Origin of the sequence: Kitasatospora sp. NPDC056800 (assembly GCF_042789775.1) — a bacterium.
Taxonomy (GTDB): Bacteria; Actinomycetota; Actinomycetes; order Streptomycetales; family Streptomycetaceae; genus Kitasatospora.
This window is the reverse complement of sequence record NZ_JBHUAL010000229.1, coordinates 1-15,467: the sequence shown is the minus strand read 5'-3', so window position 1 is coordinate 15,467 and position 15,467 is coordinate 1. Positions and strand designations below refer to the sequence as shown.

The window sequence follows — 15,467 nt, the reverse complement described above, 5'->3', positions numbered from 1 at the left end:
CGGCACGTCGCCGCACCCGGCCCAACCGACCCCGCCCCTGCCCGGTTTCACACGGCCGCGGGGGTCGGCCGGGTCCTGCGGCGGATCAGCAGTACTTGAAGGAGCTGATCTTGTCGTTGATCCACGACGGGAGGGAGGGCCACCGTTCCCAGGGGCCGATCCTGAACTCCAGGCCGCCGTAGTCGTTGTTCTCGTAGAAGCAGATGCTGCTCCCGGTGTTGTTCACCACCGACGACGTGACGTCCTGCATCCCCGTCCACAGGCCGTTCTTCCGTTCCAGCTTGCCCATGTCGCTGATGTTCTGGTCCGAGGCGATCGCCGGGAACTTGCCGGTGGAGCCCGTGTTGCCGACGTAGCTGTTCTCGGTCCACAGGCAGACGTAGTTGGTGGGGCACGCGCCGGCGCCCTGACCGATGCCGAGGATCGTGTTGGCGCTGGCGGAGCCCGACACGGTCACGACCAGTCCGACGGCGGCGGCCGCGCACAGGCCGAGCCTGGTCATCTTCTGGGAAAGCTTCATGACGATCCGTTCAGGTCGAGGTGGGGAGTCGAGGTGGGGGTCGAGGCGATGAGGGGTCAGCAGTACTTGAAGGAGCTGATCTTGTCGTTGATCCACGATGGGACGTAGGGCCAGTGCTCCCCAGGGCCGATCTTGAACTCCAGGCCGGTGTACCAGTTGTTCTCGTAGAAGCAGATGCTGCTCCCGGTGTTGTTCAGCACCGACGAGGTGATGTCCTGCATGCCCTTGTCCCCACCGGAGCTGCGCTTCTGGAGCTTGCCCATGTCGCCGGTGTCCTGGTTCGACGCGAAGGAGCCGAACTTCGCGTCGTTGATGGTCCCGCCCCGGATGAAGTTGGCCTCCGACCACAGGCAGACGTAGCCGTCGGGGCACGACCCGGCCCCGTGGCCGATGTCGTAGACGTTGGTGGCGCTCGCGGAGGTCGCCCCGGTGACGATCAGGCCGACGGCGGCGGCGGCGGACAGGCCCAGCTTGGCCAGGTTCCTGGAGAGCTTCATGACGATCCGTTCAGGTCGAGGAAAGGAGAAGGAGGGGAGGGAGGAAGGGAGGGGGCAGGTCAGCAGAACTTGAAGGAGCTGATCTTGTCGTTGATCCACGACGGGACGGAGGCCCACTTCTCCCGGGGGCCGATCTTGAACTCCAGGCCGCCGTAGTTGCTGTGCTCGTAGAAGCAGATGCTGCTCCCGGTGTTGTTCACGACCGAGGAGGCCTCGTCCGCCATGCCCTTCCAGCGCCAGAGCTTGCTCTCGTACTTGAACGACGCCAGGTCCGGGGTGTTCTCGTTCGCGCCCACGGCCCCGTAGTCGACCCCGCCCTTCGGGTTCCCCACGATGTAGTTGTTCTCGCTCCACAGGCACACCCAGTTGGCGGGGCACTTGCCGGGACCGGTCTCGATCGAGGTGAGGATGTCGGCGCTCGCCGTCGTCGTCGTGGCGGCGAGCACCCCGGCCACCGTGGCGGCACCCACCGCGAGCCTCGTCGCCAGTCGCCGCAGGTTCATCATGATGGTCTCCTCTGCTCTTCAACTGCCCAGGGGGCGCTCCGACGTTCGTTCGCGGAGCAGCACCACTGTGGCGGCGAGGGCAGGCGGGACGCATCGGTCATCCGACTGCATGGGGAACCGGCGCCGGCGACCTAAGTCGGCGACCTGGCCGGACCGTAGCGTCCGGGCATAGGTAGCGTGGCCCGCGGACGCCGACGGGGCCCGGACCGCGGTGGCTGCGGTCCGGGCCCCGGGCTTTCCGTTCCCCGGCTGCTTCGGCTACTTCGGCTACTTCAGTAGGAAGTCGTACACCGCCTGCCGTCCGGCCGGGTTCGCCGCCCGGTTCTGCACCGAGTGCGCCGCCCCGGGGACGATCACGATCTGCGGGTCGTGCGCCAACTTCGCCTGTTCGTAGAGCAGTTCGTACGGCGTGGCGATGTCGCGGTCGCCGCCGAGCAGCAGCACCGGCACGTTCGGCAGCTTGCGGTGCGCCGGCGGGATCGGCGGCACCGGCTCGCGCGGCCAGTCCAGGCAGACCAGGAGGCTGCCGAGTCCGGTCGCGGTCGCCGGGTCGTACGGCCAGGTCTGCTCGGCGGTCAGCCGCTGCCGGGTGCGCTCCAGCGCGGCCGCCCGGCCCTCGACGGGGGTGTCGGTGCTGCCCCACGGGAAGCGCGCGTCGGCGCAGATGGTGGCGGAGTGCAGGCCCTGGCTGAGGTCCTCGGCCGGGGCGGCGTCGACCACCTGGTGGACGAGGTCGAAGAGGTCCTGGAGCTTGGCGGGCTGCCCGGCGGCGGCCTCGTGCAGCGCCTCCGGGACCCCGCCGAAGTCCGGGTCGATGAACTCGTATCCGGTGAGCGCGCTCAGGACCTGCGCCCCGTTGCCGTAGCGGCGGACGGTGGCGGCGAGGTCGGCGGCCGGGTCGGTGGTGCAGCCGGTGGCCTGGCAGGCGGCCCGCAGCACCCGGGCGGTCGCGGGCATCGCGGCCAGGTCGAGGGGGTCGAAACCCCCTGGCGGCGCCACCGAGTCGAGCACCAGCCTGGCTACGCGGGACGGGTGGGCGAGCGCGTACCGCTCGGCGACGATGGTGCCGTACGAGACGCCGTCCAGGGTGAGGCGCCGGGCGCCGAGGGCACGGCGCAGCAGGTCGATGTCGGCGACGGTGTCGGCGGTGCTGTAGAAGCGGGCGTTCGGACCGAGGGCGGCGGCGCACTCGGCGATCGACTGCTTGCGCGGCACGGCGAGGTCGGAGGAGCCCATGTCCTCCTGGAGGCCGGGGCACTGGAGTGCGCCCCGGCCGGTGCCGCGCTGGTCGTACATCACCAGGCGGTAGTCCTTGAGGACGGGCTCCAGCTTGCCCGCCATCTGCCGCACCGTCGGGACGCTGGCCTGGCCGGGGCCGCCGGAGAGGAACAGCAGGTCGCCCTTGGGGGCCTTGGTGTTGCCGCCGACGGCCACGGCGAGGTCGAGGGTGCCGGGGACGGCGCCGCTGTGGTCCAGCGGGACGGTGAGGGTCCCGCAGGTGAACTCGGGCGCGTCCGGACAGGGTGCCTGCCCGGTGATCCCGCCGCCTGGCCTGTCCGTGGCGGCTGCGGGGGTGGCGGGGGTGGCCAGGGTGGTGCCGGCGACCACCGCGACGGCGCCCAGCAGAGCGGCGATGCGGCCGCGCGTGCTCGTCATGTGAGTCCTTCCGCTCGCACCGCGCCCGTGCGACGCGGTCACGGAAGCAGCCTGCGCCCCAGGGCACTTCGATGGCGAGCACCCGGGCGGGATTCGCCCGGGGAGCGAGCCGTCACGACCCGGACGGCCCCCTGTTGCCGATCAGCCCCGAACCGGGAACTCGCCCGCTTTGACGGCATCGAGGAAGCTCTGGAACGCCGCCGGGGTGAACTCCAGGACAGGGCCACGCCGACACTGCTTCGTGTCGCGCACCGGGATGGCGCCGGTCACGGTCCGGCCGACCTCGACGCAGTTGCCGTTCTCACTGCTGCTGTAGCTCGACTTGGCCCAGCAGTAGCCGCCCTGGTCGAGGGTGGTGCCGTCGTGCATCGTCATCCCCTCAAAGTACGTCGAACTCGCCGCTGCGGACAGCAGCGACGAACGACACCCAGGCCTCCGCCGGGAAGACGAGGACCGGACCCTGGGGATCCTTGGAGTCTCGGACCGGCATCGATTCTCTAGAGCCACGCGCAACCTCAAGGCAGTCGCCGCCTTGCTGGCTGTGCGTCGACTTGACCCAGGAAGCGCCGGACAGATCTCGGCGGTCGGCCATGGCATTCCCCTCAAAGTACGTCGAACTCGCCACTGCGGACCGCAACGACGAACAGCTCCCACTCCCTGACCGGAAAGACGAGGGCCGGCCCCTCCGGATCCTTGGAATCCCGGACCGGCATGATGCCCGGGTACCCGTCCGCCACCTCGACGCAGCCGCCCCCACCATTGCTGTACGTGCTCTTCCGCCACCCGGCGCCGGCAAGGTCAAGATCCATAGCACTCATCTTCCTTCCGCGCCCGATCGTCCTCACCCGTCACAGCTGAACCGGGAACTCGCCCGCTTTGACCGCGTCGAGGAAGCCCTGGAACGCCACGGGGGTGAACTCCAGGACGGGGCCGCGCCGATGCTGCTTGGTGTCGCGCACCGGGATGGCGCCGGTCGCGGTCCGGCCGACCTCGACGCAGTCGCCGTTCTCGCTGCTGCTGTAGCTCGACTTGGCCCAGCAGTAGCCTCCCTGATCGAGGATGGTGCCGTCACCCATGGTCATCCTCTCGGAGTTCGCCGAACTCGCCACTGCGGACAGCGGCGACGAACGACACCCAGGCCTCGGCCGGGAAGATCAGGGCAGGGCCATGGGGGTCCTTGGAATCCCGGACCGGCATCAGTTCACGGAAGCCACGCGCGATCTCAAGGCAGTTGCCACCTTGCTGGCTGTACGTCGACTTGACCCAGGAAGCACCGGACAGATCTCGGCGGTCGGCCATGGCATTCCCCTCAAAGTACGTCGAACTCGCCGCTGCGGACCGCAACGACGAACCGTCACAGCTGAACGTCGAACTCACTACTGCGAACAGCGGCGACGAACGACGTCCAGGCCTCAGCCGGGAGGACAAGAGCCGGCCCCTCCGGATCCTTGGAGTCCCGGACCGGCATGACACCCGGGTAGCCGTCCGCCACCTCGACGCAGTCACCCCCGTTGTTGCTGTATGTGCTCTTCCGCCACCCGGCGCCGGCAAGGTCAAGTTCCATCGCACTCACAGCCCTTCCGGAACTCGCCCGCTTTGACCGCGTCGAGGAAGACCTGGAACGCCGCCGGGGTGAACTCCAGGACAGGGCCGCGCCGGTGCTGCTTCGTGTCGCGCACCGGGACGGTGCCGACCGGGGTCCGGCCGACCTCGATGCAGTTGCCGTTCTCACCAGCCGAGTAGCTGGACTTGGCCCAGCAGTAGCCGCCCTGGTCGAGGGTGATGCCGTCGTGCATCGTCATCCCCTCAAAGTACGTCGAACTCACGACTGCGGACAGCGGCAACGAACAACTCCCACTCTTTGACCGGAAAGACGAGAGCCGGCCCCTCCGGATCCTTGGAGTCCCGGACCGGCATGACACCCGGGTAGCCGTCCGCCACCTCGACGCAGTTGCCCCCGTTGTTGCTGTACGTGCTCTTCCGCCACCCGGCGCCGGCGAGGTCAAGTTCCATGACCCTCCCGTGCCCTCCCCCGCTCACGCAAAAACGCTCGGCTGGGAACCCCCAGCCGAGCGTTTGGCTGCCTCTTCACGGCCTGAGCCTGGTAGACGATGCCCCTGGAACCGCCCCCAAGCAGGGGCCGCCTTCGGGCTCCGATTCAGACGTCGCCGAACTCGCCACTGCGGACAGCGGTGACGAACGACTTCCAGGCATCGGCCGGGAAGACGAGAGCCGGACCCTCGGGGTCCTTGGAGTCACGGACAGGGGCCAGGCCAGGGAAGTCTGGAGCCACCTCGACGCAGGTACCGCCATTGTTGCTGTAACTGCTCTTGAACCATGCGGCGTCGGACAGGTCTACAGGGGAGTTCATGACGTTCCTCTCACGCCTTGCTTGCGGATCTTCTCCAGTGACGCAGCCTTCGGCAGGGCTTCCACCTGGAGCTGATGGTAGTCCCGTTCCCAGGCCTGAGCCGTATCAGCGTCCCGCGCGAGGAAGCCGCGCAACTGGCACTCCGAGTATGCCAGGAGTGATCGATCCGCCATGGTAAGCAGCGTAACAACCATGGTGAACGGCAACTCTTCCGCAAGCGAGAACGGCGCTACCTGGATGGTGATGTTCGGACGGCTCGCGAGGTCTTCAAGATGCGCCAGCTGCCGAGCCATGACCTTGGACCCTCCTACCGTTCGCAGGAGGGCTCCTTCGTCCAAGACGAAGTGCAGGCGCGCCGTTGACCGCTGGCCAAGCAGCCTCTGGCGTGTGGCCAGGAAGTCGAGTCGATCTGCCGCCTGCTCCTCGGTGATGCTGCCGCGCCGTACGGCCGCCAACGCGAAGGCGTTGGCGTATTCCATGGTCTGGAGCAGGCCCGGAATGATGCCCAGCTCGAAGTGGGAGATACCCCGAGCTTTCGCCTCTTGCGCTGCGTACTCGGGGAACCCTTCCAGCAGCGACGACCCGTTGAGACTCCAGTACGTCAGTTCCAATGTCCCACCGGCATCGATGGCCTTGTCAGCCAAACGAACCCAGTCGAGTGTGGGATTGCGTGTCCCTCTTTCGAGGTTCGAAATCTGACTATCACTCAAGTTCGTTCGCCAGCCGAGTTGCGTCTGCGTCAGGCCTGCCGCCTTGCGCAGCTTGCGCAGTTGGGCCCCGAACGCCTTGAGGGGTGAAGCCGATGGATCCAGCTGAGACTCACGCATCGTCAGACCTCCACTGCTGCGCGAATTCCACACGGGTGAACTGTCAAGTGGGGAAGCCTTCCGATCGTAGCGGCCAAGGCGGCACTATGGCTACACCCGGTGACTCCCCGGGCGCACAGAGCAACCTGTGGAGATCTCATGCATCACGCACGGAATCCCGAACCTCTCCTCCAACTCCACGAAGCCAACCAGCACTTCGGCGATCTGGAGGACGGTGAGCCGTGCGAGAGCGTCTTCGCGGAGGCGACACTTCGGCCGCCCGGCCGCTGTCCCATCGACGAGCATCCGCTGCCGCCAGCCACCAATTCCTCGTACCTGGAGCAGAGTTGAGCAGGACCCGCATCTTGACCAAACCCCCCGCCCGCCGGTCGGGCCAGCAGGTCTTCGCCCTGCGCGAGGACCCCGGCGGGTCGGGCGAACTCCTCGTCCTCCTGGTCGATCCCCTCTACCGGGACGGCCTCATCCTCCCCGGCGGCAGCGCCGAGCAGGACGAGCTCCCCCACCTCGCGGCCCGCCGGCACCTCGAAACGGAGACCGGGCTCGTCCTGCCCCTCCGCACCATCCTCACCATCGACTACGTGCCCGCCGCCGAGTTCCCCGAGGGCCTCGACCTCGTCTACGCGGGCGGGATGCTCACGCCCCAGCAGGCCGAACTCGTCTGCCACCACCAGCCCTCGGAGGAGATCCACGCCCTCCACTGGGTCCCCCGCCATCAGCTCCGCAACGCCATGGCCGACGACCAGTACCGCCGCGTCGAGGACGCCTGGGACGCCTGGGAGCACGGCGACGGCCTCCCCCTCCTCATCCAGGGCGTCCCGGTCCCGGTCGGCTGACCAAGGCGACACCCCCCAGGCCGGACCGCCATGGGCGCGGTCCAGGCCTTCAGTAACAGTCCCGCACGGCGCACTCCCCCCGCACGCACCCTCCCCCGAGGTACTTCGCCATGCTCAAAACCCGCCGCCCCCGCATGTTCGTCGCGCGCCTCGACTCCCGCATCGAGTCCACGCCCCTCGCGCGCTACCTCCTCCGCGCGTACCTCTCCGGCCTGCCCTCCGGCGACCGCTACGCCGACACCGCCGAACTCCTCCTCGGCGAACTCTTCGCCAACGCCGTCCAGCACTCCGACGCGCCGGACGACCACCCCATCGAGATCCGCTTCACCCTCGTCAACTCCCGCCTCCGCCTCGAAGTCCACGACGCCGGCGGCGCCCACCCCACCCTCCGGACCGCCGCGTCGGACGCCGAGCACGGCCGCGGCCTGCTCCTCGTCAACGAACTCGCCGAACGCTGGGGCTGCTCCTCCCAGCCCGACGGCATCGGCAAATACGTCTGGGCCCACATCGCCCCGTCCCCCGCCCCCGCTCTCGTCACCGCCTGAAAGCCCGAACCCCCCATGCACCTCACGACCCTGGCCCGCCACGCCCTCTCCCGTGGCCGGACCCCCGCCGAGACGTACGCCCTCCTCGCCCGCCGCACCCGCAAGCCGTTGCCCTCCGCCCGCGCCGTCTGCCTCGCCCTCACCATCCCCCACGCCGAGGCCACCCGCCGCCTGAACGACTGCTACGACACCCTCCTCGCCGACCCCCGCCCCGGCACCGAAACCGACACCGGCGAACTCCTCGAAGCCCTCGGCGTCTTCGACATCCCCAAGTCCCTCACCGACACCGAACTCACCATCGTCGACCACCTCCTCACCGCCATCGACGCCCACGGCAGCCTCCGCCCCGGCCACCACCACGGCCTCCAACGCTGGTTCACCACCGGCAACCTCACCACCGCCTACCTCTCCCTCACCACCACCCACCCCCTCCCCCGCACCGGAAACCCCACCCGCTACTGGACCGCCCTCACCACCGCCGGCGAACTCCTCACCACCACCCACCACTCCGAGACCCGCATCAAGTACGCCCTCGCCCACTGCCGCGCCCGAGCCACCCGACCCTGAGAACCCCACTGCGCAGGAAGTCGGCGGGTCCGACTTCCTGCGCAGCACGCTGGCGGACCCGCCGGCCTCCGCGGTGGTGACCATGCCGTCGAGCAATCCGAAGGACCATCACGTAGAAGAGGAGCCACCGGTGTTTCGGATGCGCGAGGCGACCGCGGCGGACGCTGCCGCGATCGCCGACATGATCCGCGAGCGTTCCCGCTGGTTGTCGGAGCGCGGGCTCGGCGAGTGCGAGGCGGTGGCCGACGAGTTCGGGGCCCAGGCCGCGAACCCGGACATTCCCGTGTGGGTGCTGGAGCACCGGGAACGCGGTGTCGTCGGCTGCACGACGATCATGCGGGAGGACGCCCTCCCCCTGTGGGGCTTCACCGACGAGGAACGTGCCGAGCCCAGCCTCTTCCTCACGACCAGCTTCACCCGGCCGAATCCCTACCGCCTCGGGCGCCTGCTCGCCTGGTGGGCCCTTGACCACGCTGCCGTGAACGGCATCCGCTGGGTGCGTCGCGGCACCGCCCAGGAACAGTTGTCGCGCTACTACCAGCGTGGTCAGGGCTGGCAGCTGCTGCGCGTCGCCGATCTCCCCGAGGCGAAGGTCCACCTCCTCCAGCGCCGGGCCGAGCGCTTGCCGGAACTGCCGGGCCTCATGTCCGGGCGTGCACTGCGGGAGGCGGCCCCAGGACGGCTGCTGACCGACACCACCGGCTGACGCCCGGGCCCGGACCGCCGCGCACGCGGTCCGGAGATCCGGGACTCGCCCGGCTCACAACAGGCCCAGCGTGTCCAGGGCGAGGTAGGCGGCGGCCGTGTCGGTCATCTCGCCGCCGCGCAGGACGCGGGTGCGAAACTCGTCCAGGTCGACGGTGACGACGTCGATGAACTCGTTGCGCTCCGGGCGCGGTTCGGCGACCTTGACGCAGTCGGTGGCGACGAAGGCGTAGCGGCGGACGTCGGAGTAGGCGTCCAGCCAGTACGAGCCGGCGGCGCGGACCTGGCCCCGGTAGCCGGTCTCCTCCAGCAGCTCGCGGGCGGCGGCGTCCACCGCCTGTTCGCCGGGGTCCACGAGGCCGCCGGGCAGTTCGTACAGCACGCGGTCGGGGCCGGGCCGGTACTGGCGAGCGAGGATCACGCGCCGGTCGGGGGTGAGGGCGAGCACCGCGCCGCCCGGGTTCTCGCGCTTGAGGTAGAAGTCCTTCGTCCTGCCGTCGGGCAGCTCGAACCCGACGCGGTCGACGGAGCGCCCGAACTTGCTGAAGACGGTGGTGCGTTCGGTCTCGCGCCACAACGCGGTGGTGTCGGTCATGGCCGGGACTGTACGGGCCTGCCCGGATGTCGCCAGGCCCGCCCACCTCGGGCGGCGGCGGGCCCGGCGACCGAACAGCCGACTCCCCTACCCGGCGGGTCAGTTGTCGTTGTTGACCTTGGTGTACGCCGCGCTGTAGCCGGTGGGGCAGTAGAGGGTGTCGCTGCCGTTGCCCATGTGCCAGAGGCCGTTGACGGTCGCCTGGCTGCCCTTGACGTTGTCGTTGTTGCAGACCAGCACCAGCTGCCAGTGGTTCTTCGTGGCGGTGGTCTGGCAGCTCACCGAGCCCCAGTTCGTCCCCTGGGTGGTGCTGCAGTACGAGGTCGCCGAGGCGCTCGGCGCCGCCATCACACCGGCGGCCACCAGCAGTGCCGCACCCGCCCCCAGAGCCGCGATTCGACGCATGGCCTTCTCCTTTGTCGTGTCCGGACAACGTGAGCGGTCAGCATGCCGAAGATGTGATCGGTTGTATCCACCGGCGACACGACTGGCCGAAACCGGTCCTTCCGCTTGCCTACTGGGCGCTGGTGAGGAAGTCCAGGACGAGGGGGCTCGCGGTGGTGCGGAACTCCTCGAAGTAGGCGTGCCGGGCGCCGGGGAGCAGGTGCAGGCGGGCGCCGGGGATGCGGGCGGCGAGCAGCGGGGCGTTGGCGGCGGGGTTGAGCCGGTCGTCGGCGCCGTGGAGGACCAGGGTGGGGGCGCCGATGGCCGGCAGGAGGTCCCAGGCGTCGTGCCGGTTGCTGGCCGCGAGGTGGCGGCGGCGGGCGTGGGCGGGCATGGCGGGGTCGCCGAGGGTGTGGTGCGGGCCGGGGTGGGAGTCGAGCCACCGGGGGGTGTACATCAGCTCCAGCAGGGCCTGTCGCGCGGCCTCGGGGTCGGGTTGCGCCAGGGCGCGGCGGACGTCGGCGCCGCGTTCGACGCCGTGCGGGCCGCCGGGTGAGGTGCAGCCGAGGACCAGGGCGCGCACCCGGTGCGGGTGGCGGGCGGCGAGCTGCTGGGCCACCCGTCCGCCCATGGAGGTGCCGTAGACGTCGGCCCGGTCGATGCCGAGGTCGTCGAGGACGGCGACGACGTCCCGGGCGAACTGTTCGGTGCTGTACGGGGTGTCGGGCTTGTCGCTGCCGCCGGTGCCGCGGTGGTCGAGGGTGAGGGTGGCGCGGGCGGGGTGGAAGTCGGCGCGGACCGCGTCCCACCAGTGGTGGTCGTTGGCCTGGCCGGCCAGCAGGACCAGTGGCGCCCCTTCGCCGCGCAACTGGTAGGCGATCCGGGTGCCGTCCGGTGCCGTCGCGTGCGTCACGCTCTCCCCCTCGTTCCCGGTCCGGCGGCCAGGGTATCCCCGTACTCCCGGACGGGCCCGGGGCCTCGTCCCTGACCAGGGGTGATGCGGTCGGTAAAATGCGCGGCCGGGGGATCGTGTGCGGGCGGAGGGGGATTGGCCGGTGGGTGGTTTACGGTTCACGGTGCTGGGGCCGCTGCGGGGGTGGCGGGACGGCGGCGAGCTCGTGCTCGGATCGCCGCAGCAGCGGAGCCTGTTGCTCGCGCTGCTGCTGAGGGCCAACCACCCGGTGTCGACCGGTCAGTTGGTCGACGACCTGTGGGGCGATGATCCGCCCGCCAAGCCCTCCGCCGTGATCCGGACGTACGTCCACCGCCTGCGCCGCGTCCTGGGGCCCGCCGCACCGACCACGCTCAGCGGGGGCTACCTGTTCGCCCTGGACGCCGGCGGGCTGGACACCCACCGGATCGAGGAACTCCTCGGCGAGGCGAGGGGGCTGCGCGTCGGCGGGCAGCACGCCCGCGCCGCCGCCGTGCTCCGCTCGGCGCTGGCGCTGTGGCAGGGCGAGCCGATGACCGGGCTGCCCGGCCCGTACGCCGAGCGGCAGCGCGGCGAGTGGGCCGAGCGCCGGGTGACCGTCCTGGAGTCCTGTCTGGAGGCCGAGGTCGAGGCCGGGCCGTCCGGCGAGGCCGTCGCCGAACTGGCCGCCGTGGTGGCCGAGTACCCGCTCCGGGAGCGGTTCTCCGAACTGCTGATGCTCGCCCTCTACCGGACCGGCCGGCAGGCGGAGGCCCTGGGCGTGTACCGCGCGGCGGACCGGCGGCTGCGGGCGCAGCTCGGCGTCTCGGCCGGGCCCGGGTTGCGCGAGTTGCAGCGCCGGATCCTGGTGGCCGACGCCGCGCTCGTGGCGCCCGCGCCCACCTCGGCGTCCACGTCCTCACCCTCGGCCACGCCCACCTCCTCGCCCGCACCGACGACGGCCCGGCCCGCCGCCGCGGCCCGCGCGCCGTACCCGCCGGCCGTCCGGCCGACCCAAGTCCCGGCCGACCTCGCCGACTTCACCGGCCGCGAGGCGCAGACCGAGGCGCTGCGGGCCGTCCTGCTCTCCCCCGGCACCATGCCCGTGGCGACGGTGTCGGGCCTGGGCGGCGTGGGCAAGACGGCGCTGGCCGTCCACGTCGCGCACACGCTGGCCGCGGACTTCCCCGACGGCCAGCTCTACCTGGACCTGCACGGGGCCGACGGCCGCCCGACCCGGCCCGAGGAGGCGGTGGGCGCCTTCCTGCGGTCCCTGGGCGTGCCGCCGGAGGGGCTGGCACCCGGGCTCGCCGAACGCTCCGCCCAGTTCCGCTCGTTGCTCTCGGGCCGGCGGGTGCTGGTGGTCCTCGACAACGCCCGGGACGCCGAGCAGATCAGGCCGCTGCTGCCCGGCCGGGCGGGCTGCGCCGTGCTCGTCACCAGCCGGGCCAGGCTCGGTTCGCTTCCCAACGCGCACGTCGTCGAGCTGACCGCGTTCGCCCCGCAGGAGGCCCTGGGCCTGCTCGAACGGGTGGTCGGCGGGCAGCGACTGCGGGCCGAGGCGGACACGGCCGGGGAGCTCGTGCGGCTCTGCGGCCACCTCCCGCTGGCCGTACGGATCCTCGCCGCGCGCCTCGCCTGCCGGCCGGGCTGGTCGATGGCCCGGCTGCTCGACAAGCTGGCCGGGGACCGCCGGCGGCTGGACGTGCTGCGCGCCGGGGACCTCGCCGTCGAGTCGGCGTTCCGCTTCGGCTACGACCAGCTGACGCCCGAACAGGCCCGGGCCTTCCGCCTGTTGGCGGTTCCGGAGGTGCCCGACCTGTCGCCGGGGGCGGTCGCGGCGGTGCTCGGCCTGCCGGAGCGGGAGGCCGAGGAGCTGGCCGAGTCGCTGGTCGACTGCTCGATGCTGGAGACGGCGCCGCCGGACCGCTACCGGTACCACGACCTGCTGCGCGCCTTCGCCCTGCAGCTCGCCCCGGAGGGGGAAGCGGAGGCGGAGGGGGACCGGCCGGCCGCCGTCCTCACCCGCCTGGTGGCCCGCCACCACGGCGAGACCGTCGCGGCCCTCGGCCCGGCCGCCGCCCGCGCCGCCCTGCCGTTCACCGGTGCCGCCGCCCGTAGCGGCGGCTGCGGTACGGCGGCGGCCCACGGCCGCGGCGACTACCGCGGCATCGGCGCGCTGGTCGGCCAGTACGCCACCCTCCCCGAGCCGCCCCGGCTCGACCTGGCGGCCGAACTGCTGCTCGGCTACGTCCTGTTGTGCGAGACCGGCCAGGCCGCCCGGCCGCTCGGGCACGCGGCCAAGGTGCTGCTCCACGCCGCCGTCCGCGCGGGCGACCGGACGGGCGAGGTCAGGGCCCGGCTGGTGCTCGGACGGCTGCTGACCGAGGTCGGCTCCGAACCCGCGGCCCTCGCCGAGCTGTTCAGGGCCCGCGACCTGTGCACCGCCCACGACCTGCCGGGGCCGCTGCTCGCCCTGGCCCACGCCTCGCTGGCCGCCCTGTTCGCCCAGGTCGGCCGGCCGGGCGACGCCGTCGACGGCTTCACGGCGGCGATCTCGGTGTGGGAGCGGCTCGGCGACCGGCGCTCGGTCGCGGCCGAACTGCTCAACCTGGCGGGCGCGTTCACCGGGCTCGGCCGGTCCGAGGCGGCGGTGCGCGTCGTCGACCAGTCGCTGCTGATCTGCCACGAGCTCGCCGACCACGAACTCCAGGCGCTCGCCCTGGACTCGTTGGGGACGATCGCCCACGACCGCGGCGAGTACGAGCAGGCCCTGCGCCACCACCGCAACGCCCTGGCCCTGCTGCGGCCGGACGACCGGCGCCGCACCGGCCGTACGCTGCTGCGGCTCGCCGAGTCGCTGCGCGCCGTCGGCCGCGGCGAGGAGGCGGTGGCGGCGGCCGGGCGGGCGGTGGAGGTGCTGACGCTCGACGGCGACCGCCGGGGGCGGGGGCTGGCCCTGGCGGCGCTCGGCGACGCGCTCGCCGACCGCGCGGCCGCCGAGGGCACCGGGGATGCCGGGGATGCCGCCGGGGACGCGGCCCGGGCGCACCGGTCGGAGGCCTACGACATCCTGGCCTCCATCGGCTCCCCCGAGGCCGCCCGGCTGCGCGAGCTGATCGGCCCGGCCCGGCCCGCCGTCCGGCCGCGCCGACAGTGGCCGTCCTGGCTGCCGGCGTGACCCGCCGGAGGTCCGCCCGGTCCGGCGAGCCGACCTGGGGGCGCCTCCGAGGGAGGACAGGGGGACACCGGCAGGTCCAGGGCGCGGACAAAACCGGTATCTCCGAGTGCGGGCGCCCTGGCAGACTCCCCGCCATGGCCAACTCCTACGCGCGACCGGTCCTGAGGACGGCGGACCTCGACGAGGCCCTGCGGGCCGCCGGGCGGTTGCTGGATCTCGCCGACACCCGGGAGCTCGAGGTCGACTTCGACGCGCGCGTTCCCGACGCGCGGGCCCTCGAACGGCTCCTGGGCCTCCTGCCGGGTGCCGAGTGGTGGGCCGACGGCGCCGGACACGGCGCCTCCGACAGGGGTGACCCGCCGTCGGCCCACCTCCCGGTCCGGTTGATGGGCTGGGGCATGTCCGCGGACGTGGTGCGGCCGGTCCTGGCGGCGGCGGGGGCATGCCCGGTGTCGGTCCGCTGGGACTTCTCCGGCTGGCCGGAGGCTCCCGACATCGGCCTCGGTGCCGGAGGTCCCAGGGGCGCCTTCGTGACGGTCTGCGCGCATGCCCGGGACCTCGACCTGACGGAGCCGGCGGCCGACCACACGGTGTTCGTGCACGTCAAGCAGGTCGAGGCCGAACGCGCCCCGTGGCTGGCGGCGCGAGTCGGCCTCCAGGTGATCGGCGAGCTGGTGATGGCCCCGTGGTGACCCGGGGCCGTGGCACCGCCCACAGCGCCGCCCCGGCCCCCGGATCCCGGACGAACCCGGCGTCGTCCGCGTCGTAGTCGTACAGCTCGCCGTCGCGGCCCCGGTCGACGGCGGTCTCCGGTCGGAGCCGGGCAGTCGGCTCCCGGCGGCTCAGTTGAACGTCCACACCTGGTTCTGCGCGCCCGTGCAGGACGCCACGTGGGTCCCGACGCCGATGCCCTCGGACGTCAGGCACAGCTGGGTGGCGACGTTGGCGATCCGGTAGCCGCCCGGGACCTGCGCGATGGCCCAGACCTGGTTCCAGTCGGCCGGCGGGCTCGTCCAGATCTGGACCAGTCCGCTCCTGCGGTCCTGGTCCAGCACCTTGGTGAAGTTACTGGAGGCGTTGCGCAGGTAGTACATCCCGTCGGCGACCCGGTCCAGCCGCCAGAGCTGCGCCGCCGTGCCGTTGGCGAAGTAGGTGCCGACGGTGTTGCCGTCCTGGTCGTTGGAGGAGTAGTTGTCCAGCGCGCCGTTGGTGCCGGTGATCCGCGCCTCGGCGGGCAGTTGCGGTTTGGGCTGCGGCGTGGGCTGGGCGGACTGCGTCGGGGTCGCGGGCGTCGTGGGGGTGGCCGTTTCGCCGGGGGCGGGGCGGTCGGGGGCGGCGGAGGTCGGCGCGGGCGCGGCCGGGCTCTGGCC

Annotated in this window: 24 protein-coding genes; 6 read left to right on the top strand and 18 right to left on the bottom strand. The window is 71.8% G+C overall.

The features are described from left to right. Nucleotides 1-85 precede the first annotated feature (85 nt). The 14 genes from ACFRQN_RS34945 to ACFRQN_RS34880 form a co-directional block, all read right to left on the bottom strand. Nucleotides 86-520 (bottom strand): peptidase inhibitor family I36 protein, encoded by a 435-nt coding sequence (locus ACFRQN_RS34945; RefSeq protein ID WP_074005337.1) that lies wholly within the window; start codon nucleotides 518-520, stop codon nucleotides 86-88. Between the two features lie 56 nt (nucleotides 521-576). Beyond that, entirely contained in the window at nucleotides 577-1,017 is a 441-nt protein-coding gene (locus tag ACFRQN_RS34940) for a peptidase inhibitor family I36 protein (protein ID WP_074005336.1), read from the bottom strand. A gap of 59 nt (nucleotides 1,018-1,076) precedes the next feature. Continuing rightward, entirely contained in the window at nucleotides 1,077-1,523 is a 447-nt protein-coding gene (locus ACFRQN_RS34935; RefSeq protein ID WP_380744466.1) for a peptidase inhibitor family I36 protein, read from the bottom strand. Nucleotides 1,524-1,790: 267 nt separating this feature from the next. Then, nucleotides 1,791-3,179, bottom strand: a complete 1,389-nt coding sequence (locus ACFRQN_RS34930) for an alpha/beta hydrolase (protein WP_380744463.1) — start codon at nucleotides 3,177-3,179, stop codon at nucleotides 1,791-1,793. A gap of 141 nt (nucleotides 3,180-3,320) precedes the next feature. After that, nucleotides 3,321-3,554 (bottom strand): DUF397 domain-containing protein, encoded by a 234-nt coding sequence (locus ACFRQN_RS34925; RefSeq protein ID WP_380744461.1) that lies wholly within the window; start codon nucleotides 3,552-3,554, stop codon nucleotides 3,321-3,323. 4 nt (nucleotides 3,555-3,558) lie between these two features. After that, nucleotides 3,559-3,771 carry a DUF397 domain-containing protein gene (locus tag ACFRQN_RS34920; protein WP_380744459.1) on the bottom strand — a complete coding sequence of 71 codons (213 nt, stop codon included), beginning with the start codon at nucleotides 3,769-3,771 and terminating at the stop codon, nucleotides 3,559-3,561. Nucleotides 3,772-3,781: 10 nt separating this feature from the next. Continuing rightward, entirely contained in the window at nucleotides 3,782-3,997 is a 216-nt protein-coding gene (locus tag ACFRQN_RS34915; protein ID WP_380744469.1) for a DUF397 domain-containing protein, read from the bottom strand. Between the two features lie 30 nt (nucleotides 3,998-4,027). Further along, nucleotides 4,028-4,255: a DUF397 domain-containing protein gene (locus ACFRQN_RS34910; RefSeq protein ID WP_380744457.1), complete on the bottom strand. Its 228-nt coding sequence runs from the start codon at nucleotides 4,253-4,255 to the stop codon at nucleotides 4,028-4,030. Then, nucleotides 4,248-4,478: a DUF397 domain-containing protein gene (locus ACFRQN_RS34905; RefSeq protein WP_117485058.1), complete on the bottom strand. Its 231-nt coding sequence runs from the start codon at nucleotides 4,476-4,478 to the stop codon at nucleotides 4,248-4,250. The genes ACFRQN_RS34910 and ACFRQN_RS34905 overlap by 8 nt, the downstream gene beginning before the upstream one ends. A 55-nt stretch (nucleotides 4,479-4,533) precedes the next feature. Continuing rightward, entirely contained in the window at nucleotides 4,534-4,743 is a 210-nt protein-coding gene (locus tag ACFRQN_RS34900) for a DUF397 domain-containing protein (protein WP_380744454.1), read from the bottom strand. Further along, the gene (locus ACFRQN_RS34895; RefSeq protein WP_380744452.1) at nucleotides 4,733-4,981 is read right to left on the bottom strand and encodes a DUF397 domain-containing protein; all 249 of its coding nucleotides are present in this window, start codon (nucleotides 4,979-4,981) and stop codon (nucleotides 4,733-4,735) included. Before ACFRQN_RS34895 ends, ACFRQN_RS34900 begins: the two co-directional genes overlap by 11 nt. Before the next feature lie 4 nt (nucleotides 4,982-4,985). Next, nucleotides 4,986-5,192, bottom strand: coding sequence for a DUF397 domain-containing protein (locus ACFRQN_RS34890; RefSeq protein WP_117485061.1), 207 nt, complete (start codon nucleotides 5,190-5,192; stop codon nucleotides 4,986-4,988). 145 nt (nucleotides 5,193-5,337) lie between these two features. Next, the gene (locus ACFRQN_RS34885; protein ID WP_380744450.1) at nucleotides 5,338-5,550 is read right to left on the bottom strand and encodes a DUF397 domain-containing protein; all 213 of its coding nucleotides are present in this window, start codon (nucleotides 5,548-5,550) and stop codon (nucleotides 5,338-5,340) included. Next, a complete protein-coding gene (locus ACFRQN_RS34880; protein ID WP_117485065.1) occupies nucleotides 5,547-6,377 on the bottom strand; it encodes a helix-turn-helix transcriptional regulator in 831 nt (276 codons plus the stop codon). The genes ACFRQN_RS34885 and ACFRQN_RS34880 overlap by 4 nt, the downstream gene beginning before the upstream one ends. A 344-nt stretch (nucleotides 6,378-6,721) precedes the next feature. On the opposite strand from ACFRQN_RS34880, the gene ACFRQN_RS34875 reads away from it, so the two are divergent. The 4 genes from ACFRQN_RS34875 (at nucleotide 6,722) to ACFRQN_RS34860 (ending at nucleotide 9,028) form a co-directional block, all read left to right on the top strand. Further along, complete coding sequence (locus ACFRQN_RS34875; protein ID WP_380744447.1) at nucleotides 6,722-7,210, top strand: NUDIX domain-containing protein; 489 nt, start codon at nucleotides 6,722-6,724, stop codon at nucleotides 7,208-7,210. A 110-nt stretch (nucleotides 7,211-7,320) separates the two neighbouring features. Beyond that, the gene (locus ACFRQN_RS34870; protein WP_380744445.1) at nucleotides 7,321-7,755 is read left to right on the top strand and encodes an ATP-binding protein; all 435 of its coding nucleotides are present in this window, start codon (nucleotides 7,321-7,323) and stop codon (nucleotides 7,753-7,755) included. A gap of 15 nt (nucleotides 7,756-7,770) precedes the next feature. Then, nucleotides 7,771-8,322, top strand: coding sequence for a hypothetical protein (locus tag ACFRQN_RS34865; RefSeq protein ID WP_380744443.1), 552 nt, complete (start codon nucleotides 7,771-7,773; stop codon nucleotides 8,320-8,322). Nucleotides 8,323-8,404: 82 nt separating this feature from the next. Continuing rightward, nucleotides 8,405-9,028 carry a GNAT family N-acetyltransferase gene (locus tag ACFRQN_RS34860; RefSeq protein ID WP_380744441.1) on the top strand — a complete coding sequence of 208 codons (624 nt, stop codon included), beginning with the start codon at nucleotides 8,405-8,407 and terminating at the stop codon, nucleotides 9,026-9,028. A gap of 54 nt (nucleotides 9,029-9,082) precedes the next feature. On the opposite strand, the gene ACFRQN_RS34855 is transcribed toward ACFRQN_RS34860, so the two are convergent. The 3 genes from ACFRQN_RS34855 to ACFRQN_RS34845 all read right to left on the bottom strand — a co-directional run bounded on the left by ACFRQN_RS34855 (nucleotide 9,083) and on the right by ACFRQN_RS34845 (nucleotide 10,919). Continuing rightward, complete coding sequence (locus ACFRQN_RS34855) at nucleotides 9,083-9,622, bottom strand: NUDIX hydrolase (protein WP_380744439.1); 540 nt, start codon at nucleotides 9,620-9,622, stop codon at nucleotides 9,083-9,085. Between the two features lie 99 nt (nucleotides 9,623-9,721). After that, nucleotides 9,722-10,027 carry a hypothetical protein gene (locus ACFRQN_RS34850; RefSeq protein ID WP_117485076.1) on the bottom strand — a complete coding sequence of 102 codons (306 nt, stop codon included), beginning with the start codon at nucleotides 10,025-10,027 and terminating at the stop codon, nucleotides 9,722-9,724. Between the two features lie 109 nt (nucleotides 10,028-10,136). Further along, complete coding sequence (locus ACFRQN_RS34845) at nucleotides 10,137-10,919, bottom strand: alpha/beta fold hydrolase (RefSeq protein ID WP_380744437.1); 783 nt, start codon at nucleotides 10,917-10,919, stop codon at nucleotides 10,137-10,139. A 142-nt stretch (nucleotides 10,920-11,061) separates the two neighbouring features. Between ACFRQN_RS34845 and ACFRQN_RS34840 the strand changes: the two genes are divergently transcribed. After that, nucleotides 11,062-14,097: a BTAD domain-containing putative transcriptional regulator gene (locus ACFRQN_RS34840; protein ID WP_380744435.1), complete on the top strand. Its 3,036-nt coding sequence runs from the start codon at nucleotides 11,062-11,064 to the stop codon at nucleotides 14,095-14,097. A gap of 134 nt (nucleotides 14,098-14,231) precedes the next feature. After that, the gene (locus ACFRQN_RS34835; protein ID WP_380744433.1) at nucleotides 14,232-14,789 is read left to right on the top strand and encodes a hypothetical protein; all 558 of its coding nucleotides are present in this window, start codon (nucleotides 14,232-14,234) and stop codon (nucleotides 14,787-14,789) included. A 150-nt stretch (nucleotides 14,790-14,939) separates the two neighbouring features. Here ACFRQN_RS34835 and ACFRQN_RS34830 read toward each other — a convergent pair. Next, nucleotides 14,940-15,467: RICIN domain-containing protein (locus ACFRQN_RS34830; protein ID WP_380744431.1), on the bottom strand; the 528-nt coding region annotated here is incomplete at its 5' end.

Bases quoted from the DNA above. Each gene is read 5' to 3' on its own strand.
- ACFRQN_RS34850 (WP_117485076.1), bottom strand. From the start codon at position 10,027: ATGCGTCGAATCGCGGCTCTGGGGGCGGGTGCGGCACTGCTGGTGGCC.
- ACFRQN_RS34890 (WP_117485061.1), bottom strand. From the start codon at position 5,192: ATGGAACTTGACCTCGCCGGCGCCGGGTGGCGGAAGAGCACGTACAGC.
- ACFRQN_RS34905 (WP_117485058.1), bottom strand. From the start codon at position 4,478: ATGGCCGACCGCCGAGATCTGTCCGGTGCTTCCTGGGTCAAGTCGACG.
- ACFRQN_RS34925 (WP_380744461.1), bottom strand. From the start codon at position 3,554: ATGACGATGCACGACGGCACCACCCTCGACCAGGGCGGCTACTGCTGG.
- ACFRQN_RS34930 (WP_380744463.1), bottom strand. From the start codon at position 3,179: ATGACGAGCACGCGCGGCCGCATCGCCGCTCTGCTGGGCGCCGTCGCG.
- ACFRQN_RS34940 (WP_074005336.1), bottom strand. From the start codon at position 1,017: ATGAAGCTCTCCAGGAACCTGGCCAAGCTGGGCCTGTCCGCCGCCGCC.
- ACFRQN_RS34870 (WP_380744445.1), top strand. From the start codon at position 7,321: ATGCTCAAAACCCGCCGCCCCCGCATGTTCGTCGCGCGCCTCGACTCC.
- ACFRQN_RS34885 (WP_380744450.1), bottom strand. From the start codon at position 5,550: ATGAACTCCCCTGTAGACCTGTCCGACGCCGCATGGTTCAAGAGCAGT.
- ACFRQN_RS34855 (WP_380744439.1), bottom strand. From the start codon at position 9,622: ATGACCGACACCACCGCGTTGTGGCGCGAGACCGAACGCACCACCGTC.
- ACFRQN_RS34835 (WP_380744433.1), top strand. From the start codon at position 14,232: ATGGCCAACTCCTACGCGCGACCGGTCCTGAGGACGGCGGACCTCGAC.
- ACFRQN_RS34935 (WP_380744466.1), bottom strand. From the start codon at position 1,523: ATGATGAACCTGCGGCGACTGGCGACGAGGCTCGCGGTGGGTGCCGCC.
- ACFRQN_RS34920 (WP_380744459.1), bottom strand. From the start codon at position 3,771: ATGGCCGACCGCCGAGATCTGTCCGGCGCTTCCTGGGTCAAGTCGACG.
- ACFRQN_RS34945 (WP_074005337.1), bottom strand. From the start codon at position 520: ATGAAGCTTTCCCAGAAGATGACCAGGCTCGGCCTGTGCGCGGCCGCC.
- ACFRQN_RS34895 (WP_380744452.1), bottom strand. From the start codon at position 4,981: ATGACGATGCACGACGGCATCACCCTCGACCAGGGCGGCTACTGCTGG.
- ACFRQN_RS34915 (WP_380744469.1), bottom strand. From the start codon at position 3,997: ATGAGTGCTATGGATCTTGACCTTGCCGGCGCCGGGTGGCGGAAGAGC.
- ACFRQN_RS34860 (WP_380744441.1), top strand. From the start codon at position 8,405: ATGCCGTCGAGCAATCCGAAGGACCATCACGTAGAAGAGGAGCCACCG.
- ACFRQN_RS34910 (WP_380744457.1), bottom strand. From the start codon at position 4,255: ATGGGTGACGGCACCATCCTCGATCAGGGAGGCTACTGCTGGGCCAAG.
- ACFRQN_RS34865 (WP_380744443.1), top strand. From the start codon at position 7,771: ATGCACCTCACGACCCTGGCCCGCCACGCCCTCTCCCGTGGCCGGACC.
- ACFRQN_RS34880 (WP_117485065.1), bottom strand. From the start codon at position 6,377: ATGCGTGAGTCTCAGCTGGATCCATCGGCTTCACCCCTCAAGGCGTTC.
- ACFRQN_RS34900 (WP_380744454.1), bottom strand. From the start codon at position 4,743: ATGGAACTTGACCTTGCCGGCGCCGGGTGGCGGAAGAGCACATACAGC.